This window comes from Burkholderia sp. APQ4-4ca (genome assembly GCF_057837105.1).
This window is the reverse complement of sequence record NZ_JBYQCG010000060.1, coordinates 38,258-63,032: the sequence shown is the minus strand read 5'-3', so window position 1 is coordinate 63,032 and position 24,775 is coordinate 38,258. Positions and strand designations below refer to the sequence as shown.

General features: G+C 68.2%; 21 protein-coding genes. 16 read left to right on the top strand and 5 right to left on the bottom strand.

The genetic code is table 11. The annotated features are described in order from the left end of the window. Nucleotides 1–21: 21 nt before the first annotated feature. The 4 genes from AC3IFE_RS03365 to AC3IFE_RS03350 all read left to right on the top strand — a co-directional run bounded on the left by AC3IFE_RS03365 (nt 22) and on the right by AC3IFE_RS03350 (nt 3,642). Nucleotides 22–1,359, top strand: coding sequence for a heterodisulfide reductase-related iron-sulfur binding cluster (locus tag AC3IFE_RS03365; protein ID WP_301738546.1), 1,338 nt, complete (start codon nt 22–24; stop codon nt 1,357–1,359). A 29-nt stretch (nt 1,360–1,388) separates the two neighbouring features. Continuing rightward, complete coding sequence (locus AC3IFE_RS03360) at nt 1,389–1,970, top strand: DUF3501 family protein (protein WP_089469276.1); 582 nt, start codon at nt 1,389–1,391, stop codon at nt 1,968–1,970. A gap of 220 nt (nt 1,971–2,190) precedes the next feature. After that, the gene (locus tag AC3IFE_RS03355) at nt 2,191–2,571 is read left to right on the top strand and encodes a hypothetical protein (RefSeq protein ID WP_489189597.1); all 381 of its coding nucleotides are present in this window, start codon (nt 2,191–2,193) and stop codon (nt 2,569–2,571) included. 129 nt (nt 2,572–2,700) lie between these two features. Beyond that, on the top strand, nt 2,701–3,642 hold the full coding sequence (locus tag AC3IFE_RS03350; protein ID WP_089469278.1) for a DUF6566 family protein: 942 nt from the start codon (nt 2,701–2,703) through the stop codon (nt 3,640–3,642). A 123-nt stretch (nt 3,643–3,765) separates the two neighbouring features. Here the strand turns inward: AC3IFE_RS03350 and AC3IFE_RS03345 are convergent, their stop codons facing one another. Beyond that, nucleotides 3,766–5,307, bottom strand: coding sequence for a mannose-1-phosphate guanylyltransferase/mannose-6-phosphate isomerase (locus AC3IFE_RS03345; protein WP_489189596.1), 1,542 nt, complete (start codon nt 5,305–5,307; stop codon nt 3,766–3,768). Nucleotides 5,308–5,738: 431 nt separating this feature from the next. Between AC3IFE_RS03345 and AC3IFE_RS03340 the strand changes: the two genes are divergently transcribed. The 10 genes from AC3IFE_RS03340 (at nt 5,739) to AC3IFE_RS03295 (ending at nt 18,556) form a co-directional block, all read left to right on the top strand. Beyond that, nucleotides 5,739–7,112, top strand: coding sequence for an undecaprenyl-phosphate glucose phosphotransferase (locus tag AC3IFE_RS03340; RefSeq protein WP_089469447.1), 1,374 nt, complete (start codon nt 5,739–5,741; stop codon nt 7,110–7,112). Nucleotides 7,113–7,186: 74 nt separating this feature from the next. Next, complete coding sequence (locus AC3IFE_RS03335) at nt 7,187–8,599, top strand: UDP-glucose dehydrogenase family protein (protein ID WP_089469280.1); 1,413 nt, start codon at nt 7,187–7,189, stop codon at nt 8,597–8,599. A 30-nt stretch (nt 8,600–8,629) separates the two neighbouring features. Then, a complete protein-coding gene (locus AC3IFE_RS03330; RefSeq protein WP_006482944.1) occupies nt 8,630–9,073 on the top strand; it encodes a low molecular weight protein-tyrosine-phosphatase in 444 nt (147 codons plus the stop codon). Then, complete coding sequence (locus AC3IFE_RS03325; protein ID WP_089469281.1) at nt 9,067–10,245, top strand: polysaccharide biosynthesis/export family protein; 1,179 nt, start codon at nt 9,067–9,069, stop codon at nt 10,243–10,245. Before AC3IFE_RS03330 ends, AC3IFE_RS03325 begins: the two co-directional genes overlap by 7 nt. Nucleotides 10,246–10,295: 50 nt before the next feature. After that, the gene (locus AC3IFE_RS03320; RefSeq protein ID WP_301738548.1) at nt 10,296–12,521 is read left to right on the top strand and encodes a polysaccharide biosynthesis tyrosine autokinase; all 2,226 of its coding nucleotides are present in this window, start codon (nt 10,296–10,298) and stop codon (nt 12,519–12,521) included. Nucleotides 12,522–12,583: 62 nt separating this feature from the next. After that, nucleotides 12,584–13,543 (top strand): glycosyltransferase family 2 protein, encoded by a 960-nt coding sequence (locus AC3IFE_RS03315; RefSeq protein ID WP_489189595.1) that lies wholly within the window; start codon nt 12,584–12,586, stop codon nt 13,541–13,543. A 43-nt stretch (nt 13,544–13,586) separates the two neighbouring features. After that, nucleotides 13,587–14,732 (top strand): glycosyltransferase family 4 protein, encoded by a 1,146-nt coding sequence (locus AC3IFE_RS03310; protein WP_489189594.1) that lies wholly within the window; start codon nt 13,587–13,589, stop codon nt 14,730–14,732. A 10-nt stretch (nt 14,733–14,742) separates the two neighbouring features. After that, nucleotides 14,743–16,209 carry an O-antigen ligase family protein gene (locus tag AC3IFE_RS03305; protein ID WP_089469285.1) on the top strand — a complete coding sequence of 489 codons (1,467 nt, stop codon included), beginning with the start codon at nt 14,743–14,745 and terminating at the stop codon, nt 16,207–16,209. Further along, nucleotides 16,206–17,390: a glycosyltransferase family 4 protein gene (locus AC3IFE_RS03300; protein ID WP_089469286.1), complete on the top strand. Its 1,185-nt coding sequence runs from the start codon at nt 16,206–16,208 to the stop codon at nt 17,388–17,390. Before AC3IFE_RS03305 ends, AC3IFE_RS03300 begins: the two co-directional genes overlap by 4 nt. Next, nucleotides 17,390–18,556, top strand: a complete 1,167-nt coding sequence (locus AC3IFE_RS03295; RefSeq protein ID WP_489189592.1) for a glycosyltransferase family 4 protein — start codon at nt 17,390–17,392, stop codon at nt 18,554–18,556. Before AC3IFE_RS03300 ends, AC3IFE_RS03295 begins: the two co-directional genes overlap by 1 nt. 216 nt (nt 18,557–18,772) lie before the next feature. Here the strand turns inward: AC3IFE_RS03295 and AC3IFE_RS03290 are convergent, their stop codons facing one another. Continuing rightward, nucleotides 18,773–20,008: an MFS transporter gene (locus tag AC3IFE_RS03290; protein ID WP_489189591.1), complete on the bottom strand. Its 1,236-nt coding sequence runs from the start codon at nt 20,006–20,008 to the stop codon at nt 18,773–18,775. A 153-nt stretch (nt 20,009–20,161) separates the two neighbouring features. Between AC3IFE_RS03290 and AC3IFE_RS03285 the strand changes: the two genes are divergently transcribed. Both AC3IFE_RS03285 and AC3IFE_RS03280 read left to right on the top strand, forming a co-directional pair. Beyond that, nucleotides 20,162–20,632, top strand: coding sequence for a winged helix-turn-helix transcriptional regulator (locus tag AC3IFE_RS03285; protein ID WP_489189590.1), 471 nt, complete (start codon nt 20,162–20,164; stop codon nt 20,630–20,632). 68 nt (nt 20,633–20,700) lie between these two features. Then, nucleotides 20,701–21,636 (top strand): hypothetical protein, encoded by a 936-nt coding sequence (locus AC3IFE_RS03280; RefSeq protein WP_489189589.1) that lies wholly within the window; start codon nt 20,701–20,703, stop codon nt 21,634–21,636. Nucleotides 21,637–21,646: 10 nt separating this feature from the next. Here AC3IFE_RS03280 and AC3IFE_RS03275 read toward each other — a convergent pair whose 3' ends face one another. The 3 genes from AC3IFE_RS03275 to AC3IFE_RS03265 form a co-directional block, all read right to left on the bottom strand. Further along, nucleotides 21,647–23,077 (bottom strand): MFS transporter, encoded by a 1,431-nt coding sequence (locus tag AC3IFE_RS03275; RefSeq protein ID WP_489189588.1) that lies wholly within the window; start codon nt 23,075–23,077, stop codon nt 21,647–21,649. Nucleotides 23,078–23,197: 120 nt separating this feature from the next. Then, a complete protein-coding gene (locus AC3IFE_RS03270) occupies nt 23,198–23,971 on the bottom strand; it encodes a helix-turn-helix transcriptional regulator (protein WP_489189587.1) in 774 nt (257 codons plus the stop codon). A 26-nt stretch (nt 23,972–23,997) separates the two neighbouring features. Further along, complete coding sequence (locus AC3IFE_RS03265) at nt 23,998–24,339, bottom strand: FKBP-type peptidyl-prolyl cis-trans isomerase (protein ID WP_006479474.1); 342 nt, start codon at nt 24,337–24,339, stop codon at nt 23,998–24,000. Between the last annotated feature and the right edge of the window lie 436 nt (nt 24,340–24,775).

Below are 24,775 nucleotides of genomic sequence, written 5' to 3'. Positions count from 1 at the left end.
CGCGCCATGCGGGAGCGCCCCATGCCCCACAAGGAAGGCAGTCTCGAAGCGCCGACCCGGCATCCGCTCGACTGGCAGTCCGAAGCGTTCTACGACCAGGCCGAGATCGATGCGGAAATGACCCGCGTATTCGACATCTGCGCCGGCTGCCGGCGCTGCGTGTCGCTGTGCGGCGCGTTTCCGACGCTGTTCGACCTGGTCGACGACACGCCGATGGGCGACATCGAGGACGTGCCGAAGGAAGCGTTCCGCAAGGTCGTCGACCAGTGCTATCTGTGCGACCTCTGCTACATGACGAAATGCCCGTACGTGCCGCCGCATGCATGGAACGTCGACTTCCCGCACCTGATGCTGCGCGGCAAGGCCGCGCGTTACAAGCGCGGCGAAGCGACGCTGCGCGACAAGGTGCTGTCCAATACCGATGCGCTCGGCCATCTCGCCGGCATTCCGGTCGTCACGCAGACGATCAACGCGGTGAACCGCACGCCGCCCGCACGCCACGCGCTCGAAGCGGCGCTCGGCGTCGATCGCAACGCGTGGCTGCCGGAATTCGCACCGCGCACGTTCCGGCGCGCGGCCGGGCGCTCGGCGAACCCGCCCGTGCGCGACGGCGAACGCACGCCCGGCAAGGTCGCGATCTACGCGACGTGCTACGTGAATTTCAACGAGCCGGGAATCGGCCACGACCTGCTCGCGATCCTCGCGCACAACGACATCCCGTACGAACTCGTCACGCGCGAAGCGTGCTGCGGGATGCCGCTGCTGGAGCAAGGCAACCTCGCCGGCGTCGCCGCGAAGCAGGCGGTGAACATCCCGGTGCTCGAACGCTACGCCCGTGAAGGCTATGCGCTGATCGGCGCGATCCCGAGCTGCGTGCTGATGTACAAGAGCGAGCTGCCGTTGATGTTCCCCGACGACGCGGCCGTGCGCGCGGTGGCCGACGCGTTCTGGGACCCGTTCGAATACGTGATCGCGCGGCATCGCGACGGGCTGCTGAAGACCGATTTCAAGACCGGCCTGGGCACCGTGTCGTATCACGTGCCGTGCCATGCGCGCGTGCAGAACATCGGCCGAAAGACGGCCGATGCGCTGTCGCTCGTGCCCGATACGCGCGTGAACGTCGTCGAGCGTTGCTCGGGCCACGCGGGCACGTTCGGCGTGAAGAAGGCATTTCATGCGGATGCGATGCGGATCGGCGCGCCGGTATTCAAGGCGATGGCCGAGCCGCGGCCGGACGTCGTGTCGTCCGACTGCGCGCTCGCCGGCCATCACATCGTGCAGGGCATCGACGAGAACGGGCTGTCGCCGGCGCCGCTCGCGCATCCGCTGACGCTGCTGCGGCGCGCGTACGGCATCTGAGCCGCGGCCGGCCATCCACGAGGACATCCATGACGCTGACCCGCGACTCCCTGCTGACGCTCGAAGCGTACGCGAAGATCCGCAAGGCCGAACATGCGCGGCTCGTCGCGTACAAGCGCCGCCGCGCGGTGGCGCTGGGCAACCACCTGCGCTTCCTGTTCGAGGACGAGACGACGATCCGCTATCAGATCCACGAGATGTTGCACATCGAGAAGATCTTCGACGAAGCCGGCATCGAAGGGGAGCTCGATGCGTATCTGCCGCTGGTGCCGGACGGCACCAACCTGAAGGCGACGATGCAGATCGAGTACGAGCACGAGATCGAACGGCGCGCGGCGCTCGCGCGGCTGATCGGTGTCGAGGATCGCGTGTACCTGCGGGTCGACGGGCATGCGAGCGTCTACGCGATCGCCGACGAGGATCTCGATCGCGAGAACGCGGAGAAGACGTCGGCCGTGCACTTCGTCCGCTTCGAGTTCGACGCGCCGATGCGCGCGGCGCTCAAGGGCGGGGCGGCGCTATCGATCGGCTGCGATCACCCGGCCTACACGATGCCGGCGCAGCGCATCGACGCGGACGTGAGCGCGTCGCTGGTCGGCGATCTGCGCTAGCGCCGCCGCCACCGCCGCGCGCCGCCCACGCCGGCTTTCTCCTTTCCGTCCCTGCGGGCCAGCAGCCGCCCCGCACGTCGTGCGGCGCGGCTGTCTGCCGGTTGCCGCGAAGTTGTAACAAGCGTGACGGATTTGCATGCGGGGACACATCGGACGCATTGCGTCAGCGTCTTTTCATTACTCGCGGAGAAATAATAAAGAGATTGTGCGTGGAGATAATTTGATTCAACGCAAATTGAATGATTTACCGATTCGTGAATATCTTGTTACGAATTTTCCCCTGATTTACCGATTTCGGGAAACGGTATCGGAGATTGTTGCCAGGAGGGGCGGACCAGGCGGTAACCCCCGGTTGCGCGGCATTCTTCAGATGCTGCGGAGCCCCGCCGGACGGGCCTTTCCAGCCGCCGGCATAAAGATCCCGCAAAAAAAATCAAGCGTAAATGGATTGCCCGCCCATGGCAGGTTGTTTCAGTACGTAACATTAAGTCATTGTCATATTGAGATAAACCCTGAGGATGGTATGCTTCGTGCACAAAAATTCCCACATTGGAGTGAGACCGCGATTTGTGCGCCATTGCCGGGAATCGCGGCACCGTGAAAGTGCGGTGTCGCCCGGTATGCACAACGCCGGATAACCATAATGTGCAACCTGGCCGCCCCGCGACGCGATGTGTCGTGACGGCGCCGCCAATCGCAGCCCCGGCCTGGCTGCGTGGAGAGATCGACTATGTTCTTCGATGAGCTTAACGATGAAGAGTGGTTTCGCCTTTCAGCGCTGATCGCCGATGAACCCATCAGGCTGAACCGTCGTGGGCGTCCACGTGCCGAACCGCGCGTCGTCGCGAACGCGGTGCTCTGGATCCTGACGACCGGGGAAGCCTGGTCCAAGCTGCCCGGCCGCTATCCGTCCGGGCCGACGTGCCGTCGTCGCTACGAGGAGTGGCTCGCGAACGGCACGCTGCTGAAGATGATCGACGTGTTGACCCAGTTCAGCGGGCGCACGTTCGCGTATATTCCGCCGCCGCCGGAGGCCGTCGTGCCGGCCCGCCGGGCGGAGCCCGCGCCCGACAACGACCGTTTGCGCGGCGTGTTCTGGCAGAACCCCGAATCGTGGCAATTGCCAGTTGCCCAGGCAAACGTTTGGCAGGGCGAGGGTGCGTCGCTGAGCGCGATGGCGGACGACCAGATGGACGGCCGCGCCGCCGTGTCGTTTACCGTGCCCGGCGCGCCGGGCACGGAGTTGCGGCATGCGCGGGCGTCGGCGGCGAGCTTCGCCGCGGCCGAGCCGCAGGTCGACGAGTATCGCGGCTATACGATCAGCGGCATCGCGCAGCCCGTGCAGAACCTGATGTATCGCGCGTGGGCCGAGATCTCGCAGGACGACCGTCGGGTCGAACGCTCGGGCCTGATCGGCCCGCGCTTCACCGATGCCGAGGCAGCCGAGCAGTACGCGCTCGACTGGGCGCGCCAGTGGATCGATCGCCACGGGGCGAGCGACGCACCGGCGTGCGAGCCGCAAGGCGAAGTGCTGGCCGGTTTGTCGGCGCTGGCGCGCGCGGAATCGGACATCAAGCGCTTCATCGCCGAGCGCCGCGCGGGCGCGTTGTCGGAAAGCCGCAACGATCCCGTGCAGTCGGAGCATCGCGAATACGCGTACCGCGTGGGCTGATCGCCGTTGCCGTGTCATGCGCGGCCCGTCGTGTGCCACGACGCCCGCGCGGAACTGCAGTGTCTCGCTGTCCGCGTTGCCCGGGCGCCGCCGTCGAAGCGGCGCCCTTTGTTGCATGCCGCGTTACTGCCGGCCGTAGGTATCGTCGAAGCGGACGATGTCGTCCTCGCCGAGATACGCGCCCGACTGCACCTCGATCAGTTCGAGCGGCATCTTGCCCGGGTTTTCCAGGCGGTGCGAGACGCCGAGCGGAATGTACGTCGATTCGTTTTCGGACAGCAGGAACGTTTCGTCGCCGCGCGTGATGCGCGCGGTGCCGCGCACGACGATCCAGTGTTCGGCGCGGTGGTGGTGCATCTGCAGCGACAGTTGCGCGCCCGGCTTCACGACGATGCGTTTCACCTGGAAACGCTCGCCCATGTCGACCGAGTCGTAGTGGCCCCACGGACGATGCACCTTGCGGTGATCGGTCGCCTCGGTGCCCTGTCGCGCCTTGATGTGCCCGACGATCTTCTTCACGTCCTGCACGCGCGATTTATCCGCGACGAGCACGGCGTCGGGCGTTTCGACGACGACCAGGTTCTGCGTGCCGACGCACGCGACGAGCCGGCTTTCCGAATGCGCGAACGTCGAGTCGGCGCCTTCGAACAGCACGTGGCCGCGGCCGACGTTCCCGGCATCGTCCTTCGGCGAGATCTGCCAGATCGCGTCCCACGAGCCGACGTCCGACCACCCCGCGTCGAGCGGCACGACGACGCTTTCGCACAGTTGCGGCAGGCTCGCGAGCGGTTCCATCACCGCGTAGTCGATCGAGTTCGACGGCGACGCGGCGAACGCATCGCGATCGACGCGGAAGAAATCGCCGTCTTCCTTGCCCTGTGCGACGGCCTGTTCGCAGGCCGCGTAGATCTCGGGTTCGAGCTGCCTGATCGCCTTCAGCCAGACCGACGCGCGCACGATGAAGATCCCGCTGTTCCACCAGTATTCGCCCGACGCGACGTACTGCTGCGCGAGTTCGAGGTGCGGCTTCTCGACGAAACGGTCGAGGCGGCGGACGTCGAGGGTGCCCGTTCCGGCGTCGCCCAGCGGCGCGCCGACGCGGATGTAGCCGTAGCCGGTTTCCGCGTGCTTCGGCACGATGCCCATCGTCGCGATCTTGCCTTGCGCCGCGCAGTGCACGCCGGCCGCGACGGCCGCGTGAAAGCGCGGCACGTCCGCGACCGCGTGGTCGGCGGGCATCACGGTCATCACCGCGTCGTTGCCGCCGGCGACGAGCCGCAACGCGGCGAGCGTCAGCGCGGGCGCGGTGTCGCGGCCGAGCGGCTCGAGCATGATGGTCGCGTTCTTGGCCGTCAGGCGCAGCTGTTCGGCGGTCGTGAAGCGGTGATCCTCGCCGCACACGATCAGCACGTCGTCGTTCAGCGGATGATCGGCCGTCAGGCCGTCGAGGCGCAGTGCGGTGGATTGCAGCAGCGAATGATCGCCGAGCAGGCCGATCAGCTGTTTCGGAAAGCGCTCGCGCGACATCGGCCACAGGCGTGTGCCGGAACCGCCGGCGAGAATCACGGGCTGCACGGCGAGGCGGGTACCGACGGCGGGCGTGCCGACGACGGGTGCGGCGGAAGAAGAATGGCGCGTTTCGGCGACCACTGCCGGAGCATTCATGATGACACTCTCCACGGTTGAAGTCAGTGCCTGTCGTTGTAGCATGAAGTAAATCGACAATAAAACCGGACCCAATGCAGGATATCCGCCGCGCCGCGATCCGGGAGAATTTTCCGCGGTAGCACCGGTCGCAAATAAAAAAATAAAAAATAATTCCGGGCATCGGCCTGTCATGCCCGCCCGCAAAGGGTGAACGGGAAGCGAAAAGATCGAGAAAAAATCCCCGTTCCCGACCGATTCGGGAAAACCTGCCGATTTAATTAAAAAAGATCGCGGCAAGAATTTCCGATTATTTTTCGAAATACTTGTGCGCTTGAGGCGGAATTTTCTTGTCGCTTCAATAGCGTCATGCAACGTTTGAATCGAATGTGCGGCACGGGTCGCGCAAGGCGCTGTTCGGCAAACGCCTGTTCAAAGAAGAGGAAACAGACATGTTGAGCGTGCTGGCGAGAGTCATCGATATCGCGATGGTCGTGACGGGCGCGCTGATCGCGGCCGCGCTGCACGACGGCAGCATCGGGCTCAACGACCTGCAGCGCACGACGGTGCTGTTCGACTGCCTGCTGGTCGTCGTGTTCTTTCCGGCCGTCGGCATCTACCAGTCGTGGCGCGGCAAGCGTCTCGTCGGGCTGGTGGTGCGCGTGGCGTTCGCGTGGCTCGCGGTCGAGCTCGCGGGCATCCTGATGAGTTTCAGTTTTCACCAGTCGGGCGACCTGTCGCGGCTGTGGCTCGGCTACTGGGCGCTCGTGACGATGGCGCTGCTCGCCGGCTCGAAGGCCTGCGTGCACGTCGTGCTGCGGCAGTTGCGCCGCGGCGGCTACAACCTGAAGGCGGTCGCGATCGTCGGCGGCACGCCGGCGGCGCGGCGGCTGATCGCGCAGATGCGCGCGCGGCCGGAAGCGGGCTTCAACCCGGTGTGCGTGTACGACGAAAGCGAGGCGCCGGGCGAAGTCGCGCTCGACGACGTGCGCATCGAGCGGCAGTTCGAATCGCTGGTGTGGCTGGTGCGCAGCCGCGCGATCAGCGAGCTGTGGCTCACGCTGCCGATCACGGAGGAGCGCCGGATTCACCAGATCGTGACGGTGTTCCGCCACGACTTCGTGAACATCCGCTTCATCCCGGACGTGCGCACGCTGTCGTTCTTCAACCAGGAAGTGGTCGAGGTGCTCGGCGTGCCGGCGATCAACCTCGCGGCGTCGCCGATCACCGACGTGCGGATCCTGCCGAAGTTCGTGTTCGACCGGCTGTTCGCGCTGGCGGCGCTCACCGCGCTCGCGCCGGTGATGGTGCTGATCGCAGCGCTGATCAAGCTGACCTCGCGCGGGCCGGTGTTTTTTCGGCAGAAGCGCAAGGGCATCGACGGGCACGAGTTCGAGATCTACAAGTTTCGCTCGATGAAGGTGCACCAGGAAGTGGCCGGGCAGGTCACGCAGGCGACCAGGAACGACTCGCGCGTGACGCCGGTCGGCCGGTTCCTGCGCCGCACGAGCCTCGACGAGCTGCCGCAGTTCATCAACGTGCTGAAGGGCGAGATGTCCGTGGTGGGGCCGCGCCCGCATGCGCTCGCGCACGACGACATCTACAAGGATCTGGTCAAGGGCTACATGTTCCGCTACCGGATCAAGCCCGGCATCACCGGCTGGGCGCAGATCAACGGCTATCGCGGCGAGACCGACCAGATCGAGAAGATGATGGGCCGCGTGAAGCTCGACCTGTACTACATGCAGAACTGGTCGTTCTGGCTCGACATCAAGATCGTCGTGCTGACGCTGTGGAAAGGCTTCACCGGCAGCAACGCGTACTGACACCGACGCGCCGGGTCGCGCAGGCATTCCGGTTTTCCGAATTTCGAATCATTGGTCAAGGGGTCCGACACATCATGAATCTGACTATCATCGGCAGCGGTTACGTAGGGCTTGTCACCGGCGCCTGTCTCGCCGACATCGGGCACGACGTGTTCTGTCTCGACGTCGACCAGGCAAAGATCGACATCCTGAACGACGGCGGCGTGCCAATCCACGAACCGGGCCTGAAGGAAGTGATCGCGCGCAACCGCTCGGCCGGCCGCCTGCGCTTCTCGACCGACATCGAGGCCGCGGTCGCGCACGGCGACGTGCAGTTCATCGCGGTCGGCACGCCGCCCGACGAGGACGGCTCGGCCGATCTGCAATACGTGCTCGCGGCGGCGCGCAACATCGGCCGCTACATGACCGGCTTCAAGGTGATCGTCGACAAGTCGACGGTGCCGGTCGGCACGGCCGAGCGCGTGCGCGCGGCGGTCGCCGAGGAGCTCGCGAAGCGCGGCGGCGACCAGATGTTCTCGGTCGTGTCGAATCCGGAATTCCTGAAGGAAGGCGCGGCCGTCGACGATTTCACGCGGCCGGACCGCATCGTGATCGGCTGCGACGACGACGTGCCGGGCGAGCGTGCCCGCGAGCTGATGAAGAAGCTCTACGCGCCGTTCAACCGCAATCACGAACGCACGCTGTACATGGATGTGCGCTCGGCCGAGTTCACGAAATACGCGGCGAACGCGATGCTCGCGACGCGCATCTCGTTCATGAACGAACTGGCGAACCTCGCCGACCGCTTCGGCGCGGACATCGAGGCCGTGCGCCGCGGGATCGGCTCCGATCCGCGCATCGGCTATCACTTCCTGTACGCCGGTTGCGGCTACGGCGGTTCGTGCTTCCCGAAGGACGTCGAGGCGCTGATCCGCACGGCCGACGAGCACGGCCAGTCGCTGCAGATCCTGAAGGCCGTGTCGTCGGTCAACGCGACGCAAAAGCGCGTGCTCGCCGAGAAGATCGTCGCGCGTTTCGGCGAGGACCTGAGCGGCCGCACGTTCGCGCTGTGGGGCCTCGCGTTCAAGCCGAACACCGACGACATGCGTGAAGCGCCGAGCCGCGAGCTGATCGCCGAGCTGCTGTCGCGCGGCGCGCGCGTCGCCGCATACGACCCGGTCGCGCAGCAGGAAGCGCGCCGCGTGATCGCGCTCGATCTCGCCGATCACCCGAGCTGGCTCGAACGCCTCTCCTTCGTCGACGACGAGGCGCAGGCCGCGCGCGACGCCGACGCGCTCGTGATCGTCACCGAATGGAAGGCGTTCAAGAGCCCCGACTTCGTCGCGCTCGGCCGCCTGTGGAAGGCGCCGGTGATCTTCGACGGCCGCAACCTGTACGAGCCGGAGACGATGAGCGAGCAGGGCATCGAGTACCACCCGATCGGCCGGCCGGGCTCGCGCCAGGCCGTCGCCGCGCGCGTGCCGGGCGCCGCGCGCGCCAGCGCGTAACCCGTTTTTCGTCACTCGTTGCGAGACGCCATGTTCCGGAACATCCTGATCGTCTGCCACGCGAACGTCTGCCGCAGCCCGGCGGCGGAAATGCTGTTCAAGTCGCACGCCGCGTCGCGCGGCGGCCCGCGCCCGACGTTCCATTCGGCCGGCGTCCACGCGAACGACGGCGACGGCATCGATCCGGTGATGCGGCAACTGCTCGCCGAGCGGGGCGTCGATGCGACGACCCATCGCTCGCGGCGGCTGTCGCGCCGGATCGTGCGCGACGCCGACCTGATTCTCGTCAGCGAGCGTCGACAGATCGCGGCCGTCGAAGCGGTCGATCCGTTCGCGCGCGGCAAGGTTCACCTGCTCGGCAAGTGGGAAGGAGCCGAGATCGCGGACCCGCACGGCGGCCCCGAGGCCGACTACCGCGAGAGCTACTCACTGATCGAACGTCTGGTTCAAGGATGGCTACAGAAACTATGCTGAAACGCCCGATGCGCCCGGTGGCGCTTGCCGTCGCGCTGACGACTTTCCTGTCGGCCTGTGCAACCGCGCCCGGCAACTACCTCGACTCGTCGAACCTGAAGGACGAAGGCCGGCAGGAAGCGGCCGAAACCTATCCGGTTCATTACATCGACGCCAAAGTGGTGATGGACCAGTTGCAGAAAGCGCAGGTCGATCATCCGCTGCCGCCCGGGCGCTATACCGATCCGTCGCAGTACACGTATCGCGTCGGCCCGCAGGACATCCTCGGCGTCACCGTGTGGGACCACCCGGAGCTGACGACGCCGCAGGGCCAGTCGTTCTCGAGCGGCGGCAACACGACGCAATCGGTCGCGGGCGCGCTGCAGCAGCCGTATACGACCGCGCTGCCGGGGCAGGCCGATCCGTACGGCCAGACGGTCGCCGCCGACGGCACGATCTTCTTCCCGTTCGTCGGCCGCATTCGCGTGGCGGGCAAGACGGTCGCGCAGATTCGCGACGAGATGGCGTCCAGCCTCGCGCGCTACGTGAAGAACCCGCAGCTCGACGTGCGCGTGCTGTCGTTCCGCAGCCAGAAGGTGCAGGTGACGGGCGAGGTGAAGCAGCCGGGCCCGCTCGCGGTGAGCGACGTGCCGCTCACGCTCGTCGACGCGATCTCGCGCTCGGGCGGCTCGACCGCCGAGGCCGACCTGCAGCGCGTGCGCCTGACGCGCGACGGCAAGCTGTACACGCTCGACGCGAACGGCGTGCTCGATCGCGGCGAGGTGAAGCAGAACGTGATGCTGCAGCCGGGTGACATCGTCAACGTGCCGGATCGCAGCGACAGCCGCGTGTTCATCATGGGCGAGGTCAAGACGCCGGTCACGGTGCCGATGCTCAAGGGCAAGCTGACCATCGCCGACGCGCTGACCGCGGGCGGCGGGATTCTCGACACCGATGCGAACCCGCGCAAGATCTACGTGATGCGCGGGATGCGCGACAACCCGACGAAGCCTGAAGTGTTCCGTCTCGACATGACGCAGCCCGATGCGCTGATGCTGTCGAGCCGCTTCCCGCTTCAGCCGCTCGACGTCGTCTACGTCAGCACGGCCAGCTCGGTGCAGTTCAACCGCGTGCTGCAGCAGGTGCTGCCGACGATCCAGACGATCTTCTACATGCGGCAGATCACGCGCTGATAGCCCGCCGGGGCGGCGCCCGCCCCCCGGCACCACTCAAGCGGGAACGAATGGTGAACACGCAAGCGAAACACTCCTACGCGGACCTGACCGCGAAGACCGAGGAAGAGGACGTCGTTCTCGGCCAGTTGCTCCAGGTCATCATGGACGACATCTGGCTGCTGCTCGGCATCGCGGTGACGGTCGTCGCGCTCGCCGGCCTCTACTGCTTCATCGCGAAGCCGGTCTACCAGGCGGACGTGCACGTGCGGATCGAGGGCAACGACAACACGTCGCAGGCGCTCACGCAGACGCAGACGGGCGCGTCGATCAACAGCGGCCCGCAGCAGGCGCCGACCGATGCCGAAATCGAGATCATCAAGAGCCGCGGCGTCGTCACGCCGGTCGTCGAGCAGTTCAAGCTGAACTTCTCGGTCGCACCGAAGACGCTGCCGGTGATCGGCAGCCTCGCCGCGCGCGTCGCGACGCCGGGCGTGCCGTCGCGGCCGTGGCTCGGGCTGAAGTCGTATGCGTGGGGCGGCGAAGTCGCGGACGTCGATTCGATCAGCGTCGTGCCGGCGCTCGAAGGCAAGAAGCTCACGCTGACGGCCGGCCCGAACGGCACCTATTCGCTCGTCGACGAGAACGGCACGCGGCTGCTGGCCGGCCGCGTCGGCGAATCGGCGCAGGGCGGCGGCGTGACGCTGCTCGTGAGCAAGCTCGTCGCGCGCCCCGGCACGCAATTCACGGTGGTGCGCTACAACGATCTCGACGCGATCAGCGGCTTCCAGGCCGGCATCCAGGTGAGCGAGCAGGGCAAGCAGACGGGCGTCGTGCAGATCTCGCTCGAAGGCAAGGACCCGGACCAGACCGCCGCGATCGCGAACGCGCTCGCGCAGTCGTACCTGAACCAGCACGTGGTCGCGAAGCAGGCGGAAGCGACCAAGATGCTCGACTTCCTGAAGGGCGAGGAGCCGCGCCTGAAGGCCGACCTCGAACGCGCGGAAGCCGCGCTCACGCAATACCAGCGCACGTCGGGCTCGATCAACGCGAGCGACGAGGCGAAGGTCTACCTCGAAGGCAGCGTGCAGTACGAACAGCAGATCGCCGCGCAGCGGCTGCAACTCGCGTCGCTCGCGCAGCGCTTCACCGATTCGCATCCGATGGTGATCGCAGCGAAGCAGCAGCTCGCGGAACTGGAGGGCGAGAAGGAGAAGTTCAGCAACCGCTTCCGCAGCCTGCCGGCGACCGAGGTGAAGGCCGTCCAGCTCCAGCGCGACGCGAAGGTCGCCGAGGACATCTACGTGCTGCTGCTGAACCGCGTGCAGGAGCTGTCGGTGCAGAAGGCCGGCACGGGCGGCAACATCCATCTCATCGATTCGGCGCTGCGTCCGGGCGCGCCGGTCAAGCCGAAGAAGGTGCTGATCCTGTCGGCCGCCGTGTTCCTCGGGCTGATCCTCGGCACGGGCGTCGTGTTCCTGCGTCGCAACCTGTTCCAGGGCATCGAGGATCCGGACCGCATCGAGCGCGCGTTCAACCTGCCGCTGTACGGGCTGGTGCCGCTCAGCGCCGAGCAGGTGAAGCTCGACGCGGCCGCGGAGAAGGGCGGCAGCCGTGCGCGGCCGATCCTCGCGAGCCTGCGTCCGAAGGACCTGAGCGTCGAAAGCATGCGCAGCCTGCGCACCGCGATGCAGTTCGCGATGATGGACGCGAAGAACCGCGTGATCGTGCTGACCGGCCCGACCCCGGGCATCGGCAAGAGCTTTTTGACGGTGAACCTCGCGGTGCTGCTCGCGCATTCGGGCAAGCGCGTGCTGCTGATCGACGCCGACATGCGCCGCGGGATGCTCGACCGCTACTTCGGCCTGACGGTGCAGCCGGGCCTGTCCGAGCTGCTGAGCGATCAGTCGCCGCTCGAGGACGCCGTGCGCGAGACGCCGGTGCAGGGCCTGTCGTTCATCGCGGCCGGCACGCGCCCGCCGAACCCGTCGGAGCTGCTGATGTCGGCGCGCCTGCCGCAATACCTCGAAGGGCTCGGCAAGCGCTACGACGTCGTGCTGATCGATTCGCCGCCGGTGCTGGCGGTGACCGACGCGACGATCATCGGCCGCATGGCCGGCTCGACGTTCCTCGTGCTGCGCTCGGGCATGCATACCGAAGGCGAGATCGCCGATGCGATCAAGCGCCTGCGCACCGCGGGGGTCGATCTGGAAGGCGGCATCTTCAATGGCGTGCCGCCGAAGGCGCGCGGCTACGGCCGCGGCTATGCGGCCGTGCACGAATACCTGAGCGCCTGATCGCATTTCACGACACCGGGCCGGCGCGAGCGGCGCCTGCCCGGCCGGCTGGAGAATCCTTGATGAAAATTTCCGTGCTCGTTCCGACCTATCGGCGTCCCGCCGACCTCGCGCGCTGCCTGCTGGCGCTGCAGCGGCAGCAGCGGCTGCCCGACGAGGTGATCGTCGTCGCGCGCCCGGAGGACGACGCCACGCACGAACGGCTCGCCGATCCGGCGGTCGGCGGCGCGCTGCCGCTGCGCATCGTGCCGGTGGAGGTGGCGGGGCAGGTCGCCGCGCTGAACAAGGGGCTCGACTCGGTGAACGGCGACATCGTCGCGATCACCGACGACGATGCGGCGCCGCACCCCGACTGGCTCGCGCGCATCGAAGCCGCGTTCCTGTCCGACCCGCGCGTGGGCGCGGTCGGCGGGCGCGACTGGGTGCACGAGAAGGGCCGCCTGCTCGACGAATCGCGCGAGCGCGTCGGCCAGCTGATGCTGTCGGGCAAGATCGTCGGCAATCATCACCTCGGCGTCGGCGGCGCGCGCGCGGTCGACATGCTGAAAGGCGCGAACATGAGCTACCGCCGCGCGGCGATCGAACGGCTGCGCTTCGACACGCGGCTGCGCGGCGCCGGCGCGCAGGTGCACAACGACATGGCGTTCAGCATGGAAGTGCGGCGCGCGGGCTGGACGCTGCTGTACGACCCGGCGATCGCGGTCGACCATTTCCCGGCCGAGCGCTTCGACGACGACCGGCGCGATGCGGCGTCGCTGAACGCGATCAGCAACGGCGCGTACAACCTGCAACTGACGCTGCGCGAGCATCTGCCGCCGCTGCGGCGCGAGATCGCGTGGTGGTGGTGGACGCTCGTCGGCACGCGCGTCTATCCGGGCTTCGCGCACGTGCTGCTGGCGCTGCCGACCGCGCGGCGTGCCCGCGTGCTCGCGCACTGGCGCGCGGTGCGCCGCGGCGCGCGCGATGCGCGTCGCACCGACCTTGCCCCCCACCGCGCGGCGATGCCGCCGGTGACGTCTTGAACGGCCTGCGCGCGTCGCGCGCGGCCATGCCCGGAGGGCTCGCATGACCACGAAGGCTGCAACGAACGTTCACGTCCATTTGTTCTACGGCGCCGATCCGCGGACCTACCGGAAAGGCGACGACATCGGCTGCCTGTACGGCTATCACCACGCCGAATCCGACGAATTCCGGCTGACCTATTCGCAGGACGGCCGCGAGAACCGCGTCGTGAGCATCGCGCGCCGCGCGCTGAAGGCGGCGCTCGGCTTCGACGTCGTGCATGCGTGGCGCAATCGCGCGGCGTTGCTCGCGACCGACGTGATCTGGACGCACACCGAGCAGGAGCATCTGGCGGCCGCGCTGATCCTGAAGCTCGCCGGCGAGCAGGGCAAGCGCCCGCTGCTGCTCGCGCAGAGCGTGTGGCTGTTCGACAAGTGGGGCAGCTTCGGCGCCCCGCGCCGCTGGCTGTACCGCAAGCTGCTCGCGCGCGCCGACGCGCTGACCACGCTCGCTCGCGACAATGCCGACCTGTGCCGCCGCTATCTCGGGCGCGAGGCCGAGTTCGTCTATTACGGACTGAACACGCAGGATTTCCCGCCGGTCGAGCCGAAGCAGTGGCAGCCGAACCGGCCGTTGCGGATCGCCGCGATCGGCAACGACCGCGACCGCGACTGGCGCACGTTCCTCGCCGCGTTCGGCGGCGACGAACGCTACGACGTGCGGCTCGCGACGCGCCGCCGCGTGCCGCGCGAATGGCACGCGCCGAACGTGAAGATCGGCCCGGCGTCGGGGCTCGCGAAGCAGCACGAGCTGTACGCGTGGGCCGACGTGATCGTCGTGCCGCTGCGGCCGAATTTCCACGCGTCGGGCATCACGGTGATGCTCGAGGCGGCGGCCGTCGGCAAGCCGATGATCGTGTCCGACGTGGGCGGCCTGAGCGACTACTTCCCGCACGATACGGCCGCGTATGTGCCGGCGTTCGACGCGCAGGCGATGCGCCAGGCCGCCGACCGCTTCGTCGCCGATCCGGCGGCGGCGCTCGACTGCGCGCGGGCGGCGGCTGCCTGCTTGCGCGAGCGCGACCTGACCACGCAGGCGTTCGCCGAGCAGCACGTGCGGATCACGCGCGACATGCTGCGCCGGCGCCGCACGCCCGCGGCGGCCGGCGTCGCGATGCCGCTCGCCGATTCGCACCCTTCGTCGCAGTGAGCGCGGACCGATGAGTACGATTGCCGCCGAACGCGCGCCGTCGCGCGCCCGCAGCTGGTTCGCCGAGCCGAAGCACTGGGCCGGGCAGGCCGGGCTGTGGACGTTGACCGCCGCGCTGATCGCGATCCACCAGGGCAAGGTGCTGACGCTCGCGTTCCCGGTGCTGGCCATCGGGGTCGGCATCTGGCTGTATTTCAAGAGCCCGGCGCGCTATGTCGGCTTCATGTGGTGGGTGTGGTTCCTGAGCCCGGAAGTGCGGCGCCTGGCCGACTGGTCGAAGGGCGCGTTCACGCCGACGAGCCTGATCCAGGTCGCGCCGCTCGCGGTGACGATGATCGCCGGCCTGGGGCTCATCCGGCATTACCGCGTGCTCGCGCAGCGGCGCGGGATTCCGGTGCTGCTGATCCTGTTCGGGCTCGTGTATGCGTACCTCGTCGGGATCGTGTCGAGCGGCGTGATGGCCGCGACCTACGACCTCGCGAACTGGCTGTACCCGATCCTGATCGGCTTTCACGTCATGGTGAATGCGCGCGACTATCCGGAGTATCGCGACGTGCTGCTGTCCACCTTCATGTGGGGCATGCTCGTGATGGGCGTGTACGGCGTCGTGCAGTACTTCGTGATGCCGCAATGGGACGTGCTGTGGATGGTCGGCTCGCAGATGGGCTCGCAGGGCGAGCCGGTGCCGTACGGCGTGCGCGTGTTCAGCACGATGAATTCGTCCGGGCCGTTCGCGTTCGCGATGATGGGCGCGCTGGTGTTCGTGCTGGTCGCGCCGCAGAAGATCCGCTGGTTCGCGGGCGCGGCCGGTTTCGTGTCGTTCGCGCTGTGCCTCGTGCGCTCGACCTGGGGCGGCTGGGTGATCGCGCTCGCGATCCAGCTCGTCCAATCGAGCAATCGCGTGCGGATGCGGATCCTGATCAGCGGCGTCGTCCTGGTGGGGCTGTGCGTGCCGCTGCTGACCGTCGGGCCGGTGGCCGACCGGCTCGGCCAGCGCCTGCAGTCGATCACGAACCTGAAGGACGACCGCAGCTACGACGACCGCAACAAGTTCTACGCGACCTTCGCGCAGACGGCGTTCACCGACGTCGCCGGCGAAGGAATGGGCGCGACCGGCGCGTCCACGAAGCTGTCGAGCGACAGCGGCGAGCTCGGCAAGTACGGCAGCTTCGACAGCGGCGTGATGAACGTGCCGTTCGTGCTCGGCTGGCCCGGCACGCTGCTGTATCTCGCCGGCGTCGTGATGCTGTTCGGCCGCACGCTGCGCGCGGCGTTCAAGCTGCGCAAGGACAAGTTCGTCGGCGCCTGCCTGAGCCTGTGCCTGTCGACCTTCGCGATGCTCGTGTTCACGAACTCGCTGATCGGCACCGGCGGCCTGCTGATGTTCACGGCCATTTTTTCGATACTTGCCGCGGCGCACTGGCAGAAGGCGCAACGCCTGCTGGCCGCCGCGCGTTCACGGGGAGGCGACCATTGAGAATCGCGATCGTCACGCACGTCGTGCGACACAACGACGGGCAGGGCCGCGTCAATTACGAAATCGCGCGCGCGGCGCTGGCCGAAAACTACGAGGTCACGCTGGTCGCGTCGCATGTCGCGCCCGAGCTGCTGGCCGATCCGCGCGTACGCTGGGTGCCGGTGAAGGTCGGCGGCTTCTGGCCGTCGAATCTCGTCAAGCAGCAGGTGTTCGCGCTGAAAAGCGCGGCGTGGCTGCGCGCGCACCGTAGCGAATACGACGTGCTGCACGTGAACGGCTTCATCTCGTGGATCAAGGCCGACGTGAATACCGCGCACTTCGTGCACGGCGGCTGGTTCAAGAGTCCGTACTATCCGTTCGGGCCAGCCAAGGGGCTGTGGTCGGCCTACCAGTACGTCTATACGCGCGTGAATACCGTGCTGGAGCGCTGGGCGTACAAGCGTTCGCGCGCGATCACCGCCGTGTCGCAGAAGGTGGCCGACGAGATCGCCGGGCTCGGCATCGACAGCCGCAAGATCAGCGTGATCTACAACGGCGTCGATACGAGCGCGTTCGCGGGCGCGCAGGCCGACCGCGCGGCGTTCAAGCTGCCGGCCGACGCGTTCCTGCTGCTGTTCGTCGGCGATCTGCGCACGCCGCGCAAGAACCTCGGCACCGTGCTGAAGGCGCTGACGAAGCTGCCCGCGAACGTGCATCTCGCGGTGGCGGGCTACTTGCCCGGCAGCCCGTATCCGGAAGAAGCGCGTGCGCTCGGCATCGATTCGCGCGTGCATTTCCTCGGGCTCGTGAAGAACATGCCGACGCTGATGCGCTCGGTCGACGCGTATGTCTTTCCGTCGCGCTACGAAGCGATGAGCCTGTCGTTGCTGGAGGCGATGGCGGCCGGCTTGCCGGTCGTCACCGCGCGCACGGCGGGCGGCGCGGAAATCATCACGCGCGAATGCGGGATCGTGCTGGAGGATCCGGACGATCCGGCCGCGCTCGCGCAGGCGATCGGCGCGCTCGCGGCGTCGCGCGACACCTGTCGCGCGATGGGCGACGCGGCCCGCGAACTGATGACCCGTTTCGGCTGGGCCCACATGGGCGCCCAGTACGTCGCGCTTTACCGGCGCATCGGCCAACCCTCGCAGCCGTCCGCTTTCGAGCGGGTCGAGCATGCAATCACGCAGGAGCAACCGTGATGTCCCACTCTTCCCGGCCGATCAAATCGTTGCAGATCGGCATGCACTGGTTCCCCGAACGCGCGGGCGGCCTCGACCGGATGTACTACTCGCTCGTCGGCGCGCTGCCCGGCGCGGGCGTCGAGGTGCGCGGGCTCGTCGCCGGCTCGCCGAAGGTCGCCGACGACACGGGCGGCGCGATCCAGGGCTTCGGGCCCGCGTCGCAGCCGCTCGCGCGCCGGATGCTCGCCGCGCGGCGCGCGCTGCGCGACGAGATCCGCAGCAAGCGGCCGGACGTGATTTCGTCGCACTTCGCGCTTTATACGTTCCCGGGCCTCGACGTGACGCGCGGGATTCCGCAGGTGTCGCACTTCCAGGGGCCGTGGGCCGACGAAAGCCAGGTCGAGGGCGCCGCGTCGCTCGGGCAGCGCGCGAAGCGCTATCTCGAACAGGCGGTCTATACGCGCTCGTCGCGGCTGATCGTGCTGTCGCAGGCGTTCGGCCAGATCCTGACGCACCGCTACGGGATCGATCCGTCGCGGGTGCGCGTGATTCCGGGCTGCGTCGATACCGCGCAGTTCGACACGCCGCTCACGCCCGCCGAGGCGCGGCACAAGCTGCAACTGCCGCAGGACCGGCCGATCGTGCTGGCCGTGCGCCGGCTCGTGCGGCGCATGGGGCTGGAGGACCTGATCGACGCGATCGGCCTCGTCAAGCGCCGTCACCCCGACGTGCTGCTGCTGATCGCCGGCAAGGGCAAGATCGGCGAGGAACTGCAGCAGCGTATCGACGAAGCCGGGCTGCAGGACAACGTGAAGCTGCTCGGCTTCGTACCCGACCATCATCTCGCGGCGCTATACCGCGCGGCGACGGTCAGCGTCGTGCCGACGGTCGCGCTCGAGGGCTTCGGGCTGATCACCGTCGAATCGCTGGCATCCGGCACGCCGGTTCTGGTCACGCCGGTCGGCGGGCTGCCGGAGGCGGTCGCCGGGTTGTCGAGCGATCTCGTGCTGCCGTCGACGGGGGCCGATGCGATCGCCGAAGGGCTCGGCGGTGCGCTGTCGGGCGCGATCGCGCTGCCCGACGAGGCCGCATGCAAGCGCTATGCGCGCGATCATTTCGACAACGCGGTGATCGCGCGACGCGTGGCCGGCGTGTACGAAGAGGCGATTCAGGCGGCGGGCTGACCGCCCGCGGCGCGCATCGCGCCGCTGAACCGCAGCGAACCGCAGCCGAACCGAAGCCGAACCGAAGCCGAACCGAAGCCGAACCGAAGCCGAACCGAAGCCGAACCGAAGCCGAACCGAAAACCCGACCGGCACACGTGCGCGGCCGGTTCGCGAGCCGGCCGCCCGTCTCGGGCGGGCCGGCTTTTCCCGTTCCATCCGCACGGCCGGCGCGCATCATGCACGCCGCAGCGTCGCGGCCCACACGCCGAGCGCGGCCACACTGACTCCCGCACCGAGCACGCAGACACCCGTCCAGCCGGCGCGCGCATACGTCATCGTCGCCGCGAGCGCACCCAGCCCGCTGCCGATCGAATAGAACAGCATGTAGCAGCCGACCAGGCGCGCATGCGCGTCGGGCCGCGCGCCGAGAATCATGCTCTGGTTGACGACGTGCACGGCCTGTCCGCCGACGTCCAGCAGCACGATGCCGACGATCAGCAGCGCAATCGACGTATTGCCGAATGCGAGCGGCAGCCACGCGCAGGCAAGCAGCGCGAGTGCGGCGCCGGTCGTCGCTTCGCCGCGCCCGCGGTCCGCGAGCCGCCCCGCGCGGGCAGCGGCGGTCGCACCCAGCGCGCCGACGAGGCCGAACGCGCCGATCTGCGTGTGCGACATCGCATGCGGCGGCGCGCTCAGCGGCAGCACGAGCGCGCTCCAGAAGATGCTGAACGCCGCGAACATCAGCAGCGCGATCGCGCCGCGCACGCGCAGCACGCGTTCATCGCGCAGCAGCGACACCATCGAGCGCAGCAGCGCCGCGTAACCGATGCGTTCGCGCGGTGCGTGCCGATCGGGCAACAGCCGCGACAGCACGACCAGCATCGCGATCGCGAGCGCACCCGATACGAGATAGACGGCCCGCCACCCGGCGATGTCGGTGACGACGCCCGCCACCGAGCGCGCGGCCAGCAGCCCGACCACGACGCCGCCCTGCGCGGCGCCCACCACGCGCCCGCGTTCGCCTGCGCCGGCGAGCGTGGCCGAGCATGCGATCAGCCCTTGCGTCATCGCGGTGCCGAGCAGTCCGACCGCGACCATTCCCGCCAGCAGCGCGACGCGTGTCGATGCGGCGGCCACGCCGATGCAGGCCGCAGTCAGCAGCAGAAGCTGCACGGCGATCAGGTGCTTGCGGTTCAGCAGGTCGCCGAGCGGCACGACGAACAGCAGCGCGAGCGCGCAGCCGAGTTGCGTCGCGGTGATGACGCCGCCGACGGCGGCCTGCGACACGCCGAAATCCCGCGCGATCGAATCGAGCAGCGGCTGCGCGTAGTAGACGTTCGCGACGCTCGCCGCGCAGCAGACGGCCAGCAGCGCGACGCGCGCCGACGACAGGCGGCCGCCGTCGGCCGGATGAATCGCATCGGTTCGCGCGTTCGATGCAACGGTGCCGGAACGACAGGACGACCCCATGGTGGCCTCACGCAATGTAGTTGCAATTTGAAACTTGTTCGGAGTGTAGGGAAACTAGTTTTAAAATGCAACCTGTTGAGTGGCGGGCGACGGGCTCGCGCACGGATGGCCGGCATCGCCGCGAAGGTGGCCGGCGCGATTGCGGAGAGGAAGATGGCCAGGCAGAAAAGTCTTGCGGAATCGCCGTGCCCGGTGGCGCGCGCGACCGATATCGTCGGCGATCGCTGGGCGTTGCTGATCGTGCGCGATGCGTTCGACGGCGTGCGCCGCTTCGGCGATTTCCGCGTGAGCCTCGGCGTCGCGACCAACATCCTGTCCGACCGGCTGAAGAGGCTGGTGGACGCCGGCGTGTTCGACGTCGTGCCGGCCTCCGACGGCACCGCGTATCAGGAGTACGTGCTGACCAAGAAGGGCGAGGGGCTGTTTCCTGTCATCGTGATGTTGCGGCAATGGGGCGAGGCCAACCTGTTCGCGCGCGGCGAGCCGCATTCGGTGCTGGTCGACCGCGGCACGGGGCGCGCGATCCGCAAGCTCGCGCTGCGGCACGACGACGGCCGGCCTTTGAAGGCGGCCGATACGGTCGTCAGGAAACTCGACGACGAGGCCGGCGCGGCACGGCGGTGAGCGTCATCTGCGACGGTTGCACCGTCGGATAGACTGTCGCGATCTTCGTCGTCCGGAACCGCATCGCCATGACGCATCCGCTGGATTCCGCCGGTTATCGGCGCTTGCTCGACCTGCAGCACCGCATCTACGACCATGGCGTGCGCGAGGGCGTCGAGGACGGGCGCGACCATGCGGATCCGGCGCAGCCGCTGTGGCTGACCGATTTCAATCATCTCGACGTCGCGCCGCTACTGGGCGGGCTGCATGTCCGGTATTTCGGCGAGGCTTGGGGCGAACCGCTCGACTGGACGCTGGAATGTCTGGCGGAACCGGACGTGGCGAGCCTGGTGACCGATCTGGCATTCAGCGGCCCGGACGAAGGTGCGAACGGCACGCGCGAATGGGATTTCGGTCCGCTGCTCGATTCGGATGCGCGCTTTCCGATGCTGCGGTCGCTGTATGTGCGGCCGACCGAGCCGGCCGATCACAACATGTCGATGATCGTGCGCCGGGATCTGATCATGCGGGAGGGCGGCGAGATTGCCCGGTTCGTCGTGAAGGCGCCGTGTCTCACCGAGCTGACGGTGCCGAACGCGCCCGATGTGCGCTTCTTCGACGTGCCGTTGCCGCACCTGAACCGGTTGCGCATCGGTGGCGGTAGCGACACGCAGCAGTTCATCGATCGTCTTGCCGGCAGCGACAACCTGCCGTCGCTCGGCTGCCTCGACTTCTCCGAATCGACGGAATTGCATCTGGCGTGGAAGCACGAGCGCGGCGCCGGCAGCGTGACGTCGTTCGACGCATACGAGCGTCTGCTGAAGAGTCCGGCCGGCCAGCGGCTCCGCGCGTTGTATCTGAGAAATACCTGTCTCGATCTCGATGCGCTCGAAACGCTGCAGGCGCTGCATCCGCGGTTGCAGTTCATGGTGATTCAGGCCGGCAGCGGTGGGTACGTGAGCCACTTCCGGCACAACGTTTTTCCGTGGCGTCACCTGATCCAGCCCGACCCCGGCGACGCGTGATCGCACGCCCTCAATCGTGCGCCGACGCTGCCTGGCGCGCACCCGGTGCGCCGCGGTGCGCATCGGTCCGCACGCGGGTCGCGAGCAGTGCGGCCGCGAGCAGCAGCGCGACCGACACGACGGTTTCGATCCGCAACCCGCTGACGACCTGCGATCCACCGCCGCCGCCGGCGAGCGCGCCGAACGCCGCGACACCGATCGCACCGCCGGCCTGCCGCGCGGTATTCAGCACCGCCGACGCGATGCCTGCCCGTTCGGGCGCGACCGATGCGAGCACGGCCGTCGTCATCGCGGGCACCGCGAACCCCATGCCCGACGGAATCAGCAGGAACGGCACGAGCAGCACGCCGAGCGGCGTCGCCGCGTCGACGAAATGCAGCGACCCGTAGCCGAGCGCGGCGACCAGCGCGCCGGCCAGCATCGGCACGCGCGGGCCGTATCGGGCGACGGCGCGTCCGCTCGCGAGATTCGACAGCAGGAAGCCGCCCGTGAGCGGCAGGAATGCGAGCCCGGCCTGCAACGCCGATTCGCCGCGCGCGCGTTGCAGATAGAGCGTGAGCACGAACACGGTGCCGTAGTACGTGAGGTTCACGCAGATCCCGAACAGTACGGCCGCGCTGAACGCGGGACGGCGGAACAACGACAGCGGCAGCATCGGCGCAGCCGTGCGCGATTCGACCGCGATGAACGCGAGCGCGGCCAGCGCCGCCAGCGCGAAGCTGCCTGCCACGACCGGATGCGCGAAGCCGAGCGGCCGCCATTCGATCACGGCGCCGGTCAGCGCGGTCAGCATCGCGATCGCGACGAACTGGCCGCGCAGGTCGAGCGAGCGGCCCGGCGCAGCCTGTTCGCGGCGCGCGGGCACCCATGCGAACGTGGCCGCGAGTCCTGCCGCACACAGCGGCAGGTTCACGAGGAAGATGCCGCGCCAGCCCCACGCGGCGATCAACAGGCCGCCGACGACCGGGCCGGCCGCGATCGCGATCGACCCGGCCGCCGTCCACCCGCCGACCGCGCGGGCGCGCAGGCGCGGGTCGTGCCGGCACGCGTCGTTGAGCAGCGCGAGCGAATTCGGCAGCATGGCCGCGGCGCCGACGCCTTGCAGCGCGCGGGCCGCGATCAGCATCGCGGGCGCGACGGCGGCGCCGCACGCGAGCGACGCAAGCGCGAACAGCAGCAGCCCGGCGATGTACAGGCGGCGTGCGCCGAAACGGTCGCCGAGCGCGCCGCCCGACAGCATCAGCACCGCGAACGCGAGCGTGTACGCATCGACGACCCATTGCAGGCCGGCGACCGGCAGGTGCAGATCGACGGCGAGATGCGCGAGCGCGATATTGACGATCGTCACGTCGAGCTGCGTGACGACGAAACCGATGCTGACGGTGGCGACGACGCGCGCGAGCGGCGGCGGGAAAGCAGGGGACGGTGTGGTCGTATCCATGCGTCCATCGTAGGCGGCGACGGACAGGCGATGTTTCAGCGGGACGTGAAGCGTCGATACGCGCGCCGACGCGTGCTGCCTGCTACGTGCGTCGCTGCGTATTCGGCGAGGCCGATGCGTTCAGTGCCGTTCGCCGCGCCAGCGTCCCGGCGCCATGCCGAAGCGCTTCGTGAACGCATGCGTGAACGTGCTTTGATCGGCGAAGCCGACGCTGACCGCGATGTCGACGAGCGAATGCCGGCCGTCGGCGAGCAGCACGATCGCGGCGTCGAGCCGCAGCCGCTGCAGGTAGCGATGTGGTGTTTCGCCGAATGCGTCGACGAACAGTTGATGAAACCGGCGCATCCCGTAGCCGCAGTGCGCGGCGAGATCGGCGATGCGCAGCGGATCGGCGAGCCGCGCGCGCAGCCAGCGGTCGATGCGCGCGAAATCGAGGCCCGACGCGGGCGCGGCGATGCCCGCATCGTCGAGCAGCGCGTCGCACAGGCGCGCGGCGGCCTGCCAGTGGAAACGGTGCGCGGCGGCCTGCCGTGCGTCGCCGGCCGGCGCATCGTGCTGCGCGGCCGCCGCCGCGACCTGCGCGACGAGGGACGTGAGCGCCGGGTCGATCGACACGGCGCGCGCATGGTCGAACAGCCGCCGCGGTACCGCGAGCGATGCCGCGGGCAGGTCGATCACGAGCTGGCGATTGTCGCCGAGGCCCGCGTAGTCGTGGCGCGCGCCGGCCGGAATCAGCCAGGCCGCGTGCCGGTCGATGCGCCGGCCGATGCCGTCCACCGCCATCACCATCGCGCCATCGACGCCGAGCACGACCTGGTGGAAGTCGTGCACGTCCGACGCTTCGCACGTGGCGTAGCGGCGCAGCGCGATGGCCGGGGAGGCGAGGCGTTCCATCGGGAGGGAAACGGCGGGATGCGGGGTCAGACGTCGAGCAGTTCGACTTCGAACACGAGCGTCGCATTCGGCGGAATCACGCCGCCTGCGCCGCGCGGGCCGTAGCCGAGTTGCGGCGGGATCGTCAGGCGACGCACGCCGCCGACCTTCATGCCTTGCACGCCTTCGTCCCAGCCCTTGATGACCATGCCGCCGCCCAGCACGAACGCGAACGGGTCGTTACGATCCTTGCTCGAATCGAATTTCTGACCGTCGGTCAGCCAGCCCGTGTAGTGGACGCTGACGGTCTTGCCGGCTTGCGCTTCCGCGCCGGTCCCTTCGGTCAGGTCTTCGTACTTGAGGCCCGATTCGGTCGTGATGACGGACATGATTTCTCCTGAAAGAGCGTGACGTAAAACCGCTATTGTAGGCGAGCGCGCCGCAGGCCGGCGCGTGCGGATTTCGTGCCGCCGTACGCGTGTCGGCAAGCGGGGCGGAGCGTCGCGCGCGGGATCGCCCGAAATGCGATTGGAACGCGCGTTTGAATTTTTCGCGTGTCGCGGGGCCGAGGTTGCGCCGCGGCAGTGCGCCGCGCGTATGAATCGATGCGACCGGCACGCGTTGCCGCAGGCTGCACGACCGGCGCCGGAGCGGCGAAAGGCCCGCCACATGGGGCTTGCGGCCTGATGGCGGCGCGCTGCATCGGGCCTGGCAGCTCGCCCGTACGCGAGTCCGCGCGTTCGAATCGCGCCGGGTCCGGGCGCCGTTCGAGCGCCGTTTTTTCCATCTTTCCGACCGTGCCCCGTTTGGAATCGCGCATCTACC

Bases quoted from the DNA above. Each gene is read 5' to 3' on its own strand.
- AC3IFE_RS03310 (WP_489189594.1), top strand. From the start codon at position 13,587: ATGACCACGAAGGCTGCAACGAACGTTCACGTCCATTTGTTCTACGGC.
- AC3IFE_RS03265 (WP_006479474.1), bottom strand. From the start codon at position 24,339: ATGTCCGTCATCACGACCGAATCGGGCCTCAAGTACGAAGACCTGACC.
- AC3IFE_RS03325 (WP_089469281.1), top strand. From the start codon at position 9,067: ATGCTGAAACGCCCGATGCGCCCGGTGGCGCTTGCCGTCGCGCTGACG.
- AC3IFE_RS03365 (WP_301738546.1), top strand. From the start codon at position 22: ATGCCCCACAAGGAAGGCAGTCTCGAAGCGCCGACCCGGCATCCGCTC.
- AC3IFE_RS03345 (WP_489189596.1), bottom strand. From the start codon at position 5,307: ATGAATGCTCCGGCAGTGGTCGCCGAAACGCGCCATTCTTCTTCCGCC.
- AC3IFE_RS03335 (WP_089469280.1), top strand. From the start codon at position 7,187: ATGAATCTGACTATCATCGGCAGCGGTTACGTAGGGCTTGTCACCGGC.
- AC3IFE_RS03270 (WP_489189587.1), bottom strand. From the start codon at position 23,971: ATGGAACGCCTCGCCTCCCCGGCCATCGCGCTGCGCCGCTACGCCACG.
- AC3IFE_RS03280 (WP_489189589.1), top strand. From the start codon at position 20,701: ATGACGCATCCGCTGGATTCCGCCGGTTATCGGCGCTTGCTCGACCTG.
- AC3IFE_RS03290 (WP_489189591.1), bottom strand. From the start codon at position 20,008: ATGGGGTCGTCCTGTCGTTCCGGCACCGTTGCATCGAACGCGCGAACC.
- AC3IFE_RS03285 (WP_489189590.1), top strand. From the start codon at position 20,162: ATGGCCAGGCAGAAAAGTCTTGCGGAATCGCCGTGCCCGGTGGCGCGC.
- AC3IFE_RS03350 (WP_089469278.1), top strand. From the start codon at position 2,701: ATGTTCTTCGATGAGCTTAACGATGAAGAGTGGTTTCGCCTTTCAGCG.
- AC3IFE_RS03360 (WP_089469276.1), top strand. From the start codon at position 1,389: ATGACGCTGACCCGCGACTCCCTGCTGACGCTCGAAGCGTACGCGAAG.
- AC3IFE_RS03295 (WP_489189592.1), top strand. From the start codon at position 17,390: ATGTCCCACTCTTCCCGGCCGATCAAATCGTTGCAGATCGGCATGCAC.
- AC3IFE_RS03275 (WP_489189588.1), bottom strand. From the start codon at position 23,077: ATGGATACGACCACACCGTCCCCTGCTTTCCCGCCGCCGCTCGCGCGC.
- AC3IFE_RS03340 (WP_089469447.1), top strand. From the start codon at position 5,739: ATGTTGAGCGTGCTGGCGAGAGTCATCGATATCGCGATGGTCGTGACG.
- AC3IFE_RS03305 (WP_089469285.1), top strand. From the start codon at position 14,743: ATGAGTACGATTGCCGCCGAACGCGCGCCGTCGCGCGCCCGCAGCTGG.
- AC3IFE_RS03320 (WP_301738548.1), top strand. From the start codon at position 10,296: ATGGTGAACACGCAAGCGAAACACTCCTACGCGGACCTGACCGCGAAG.
- AC3IFE_RS03330 (WP_006482944.1), top strand. From the start codon at position 8,630: ATGTTCCGGAACATCCTGATCGTCTGCCACGCGAACGTCTGCCGCAGC.
- AC3IFE_RS03315 (WP_489189595.1), top strand. From the start codon at position 12,584: ATGAAAATTTCCGTGCTCGTTCCGACCTATCGGCGTCCCGCCGACCTC.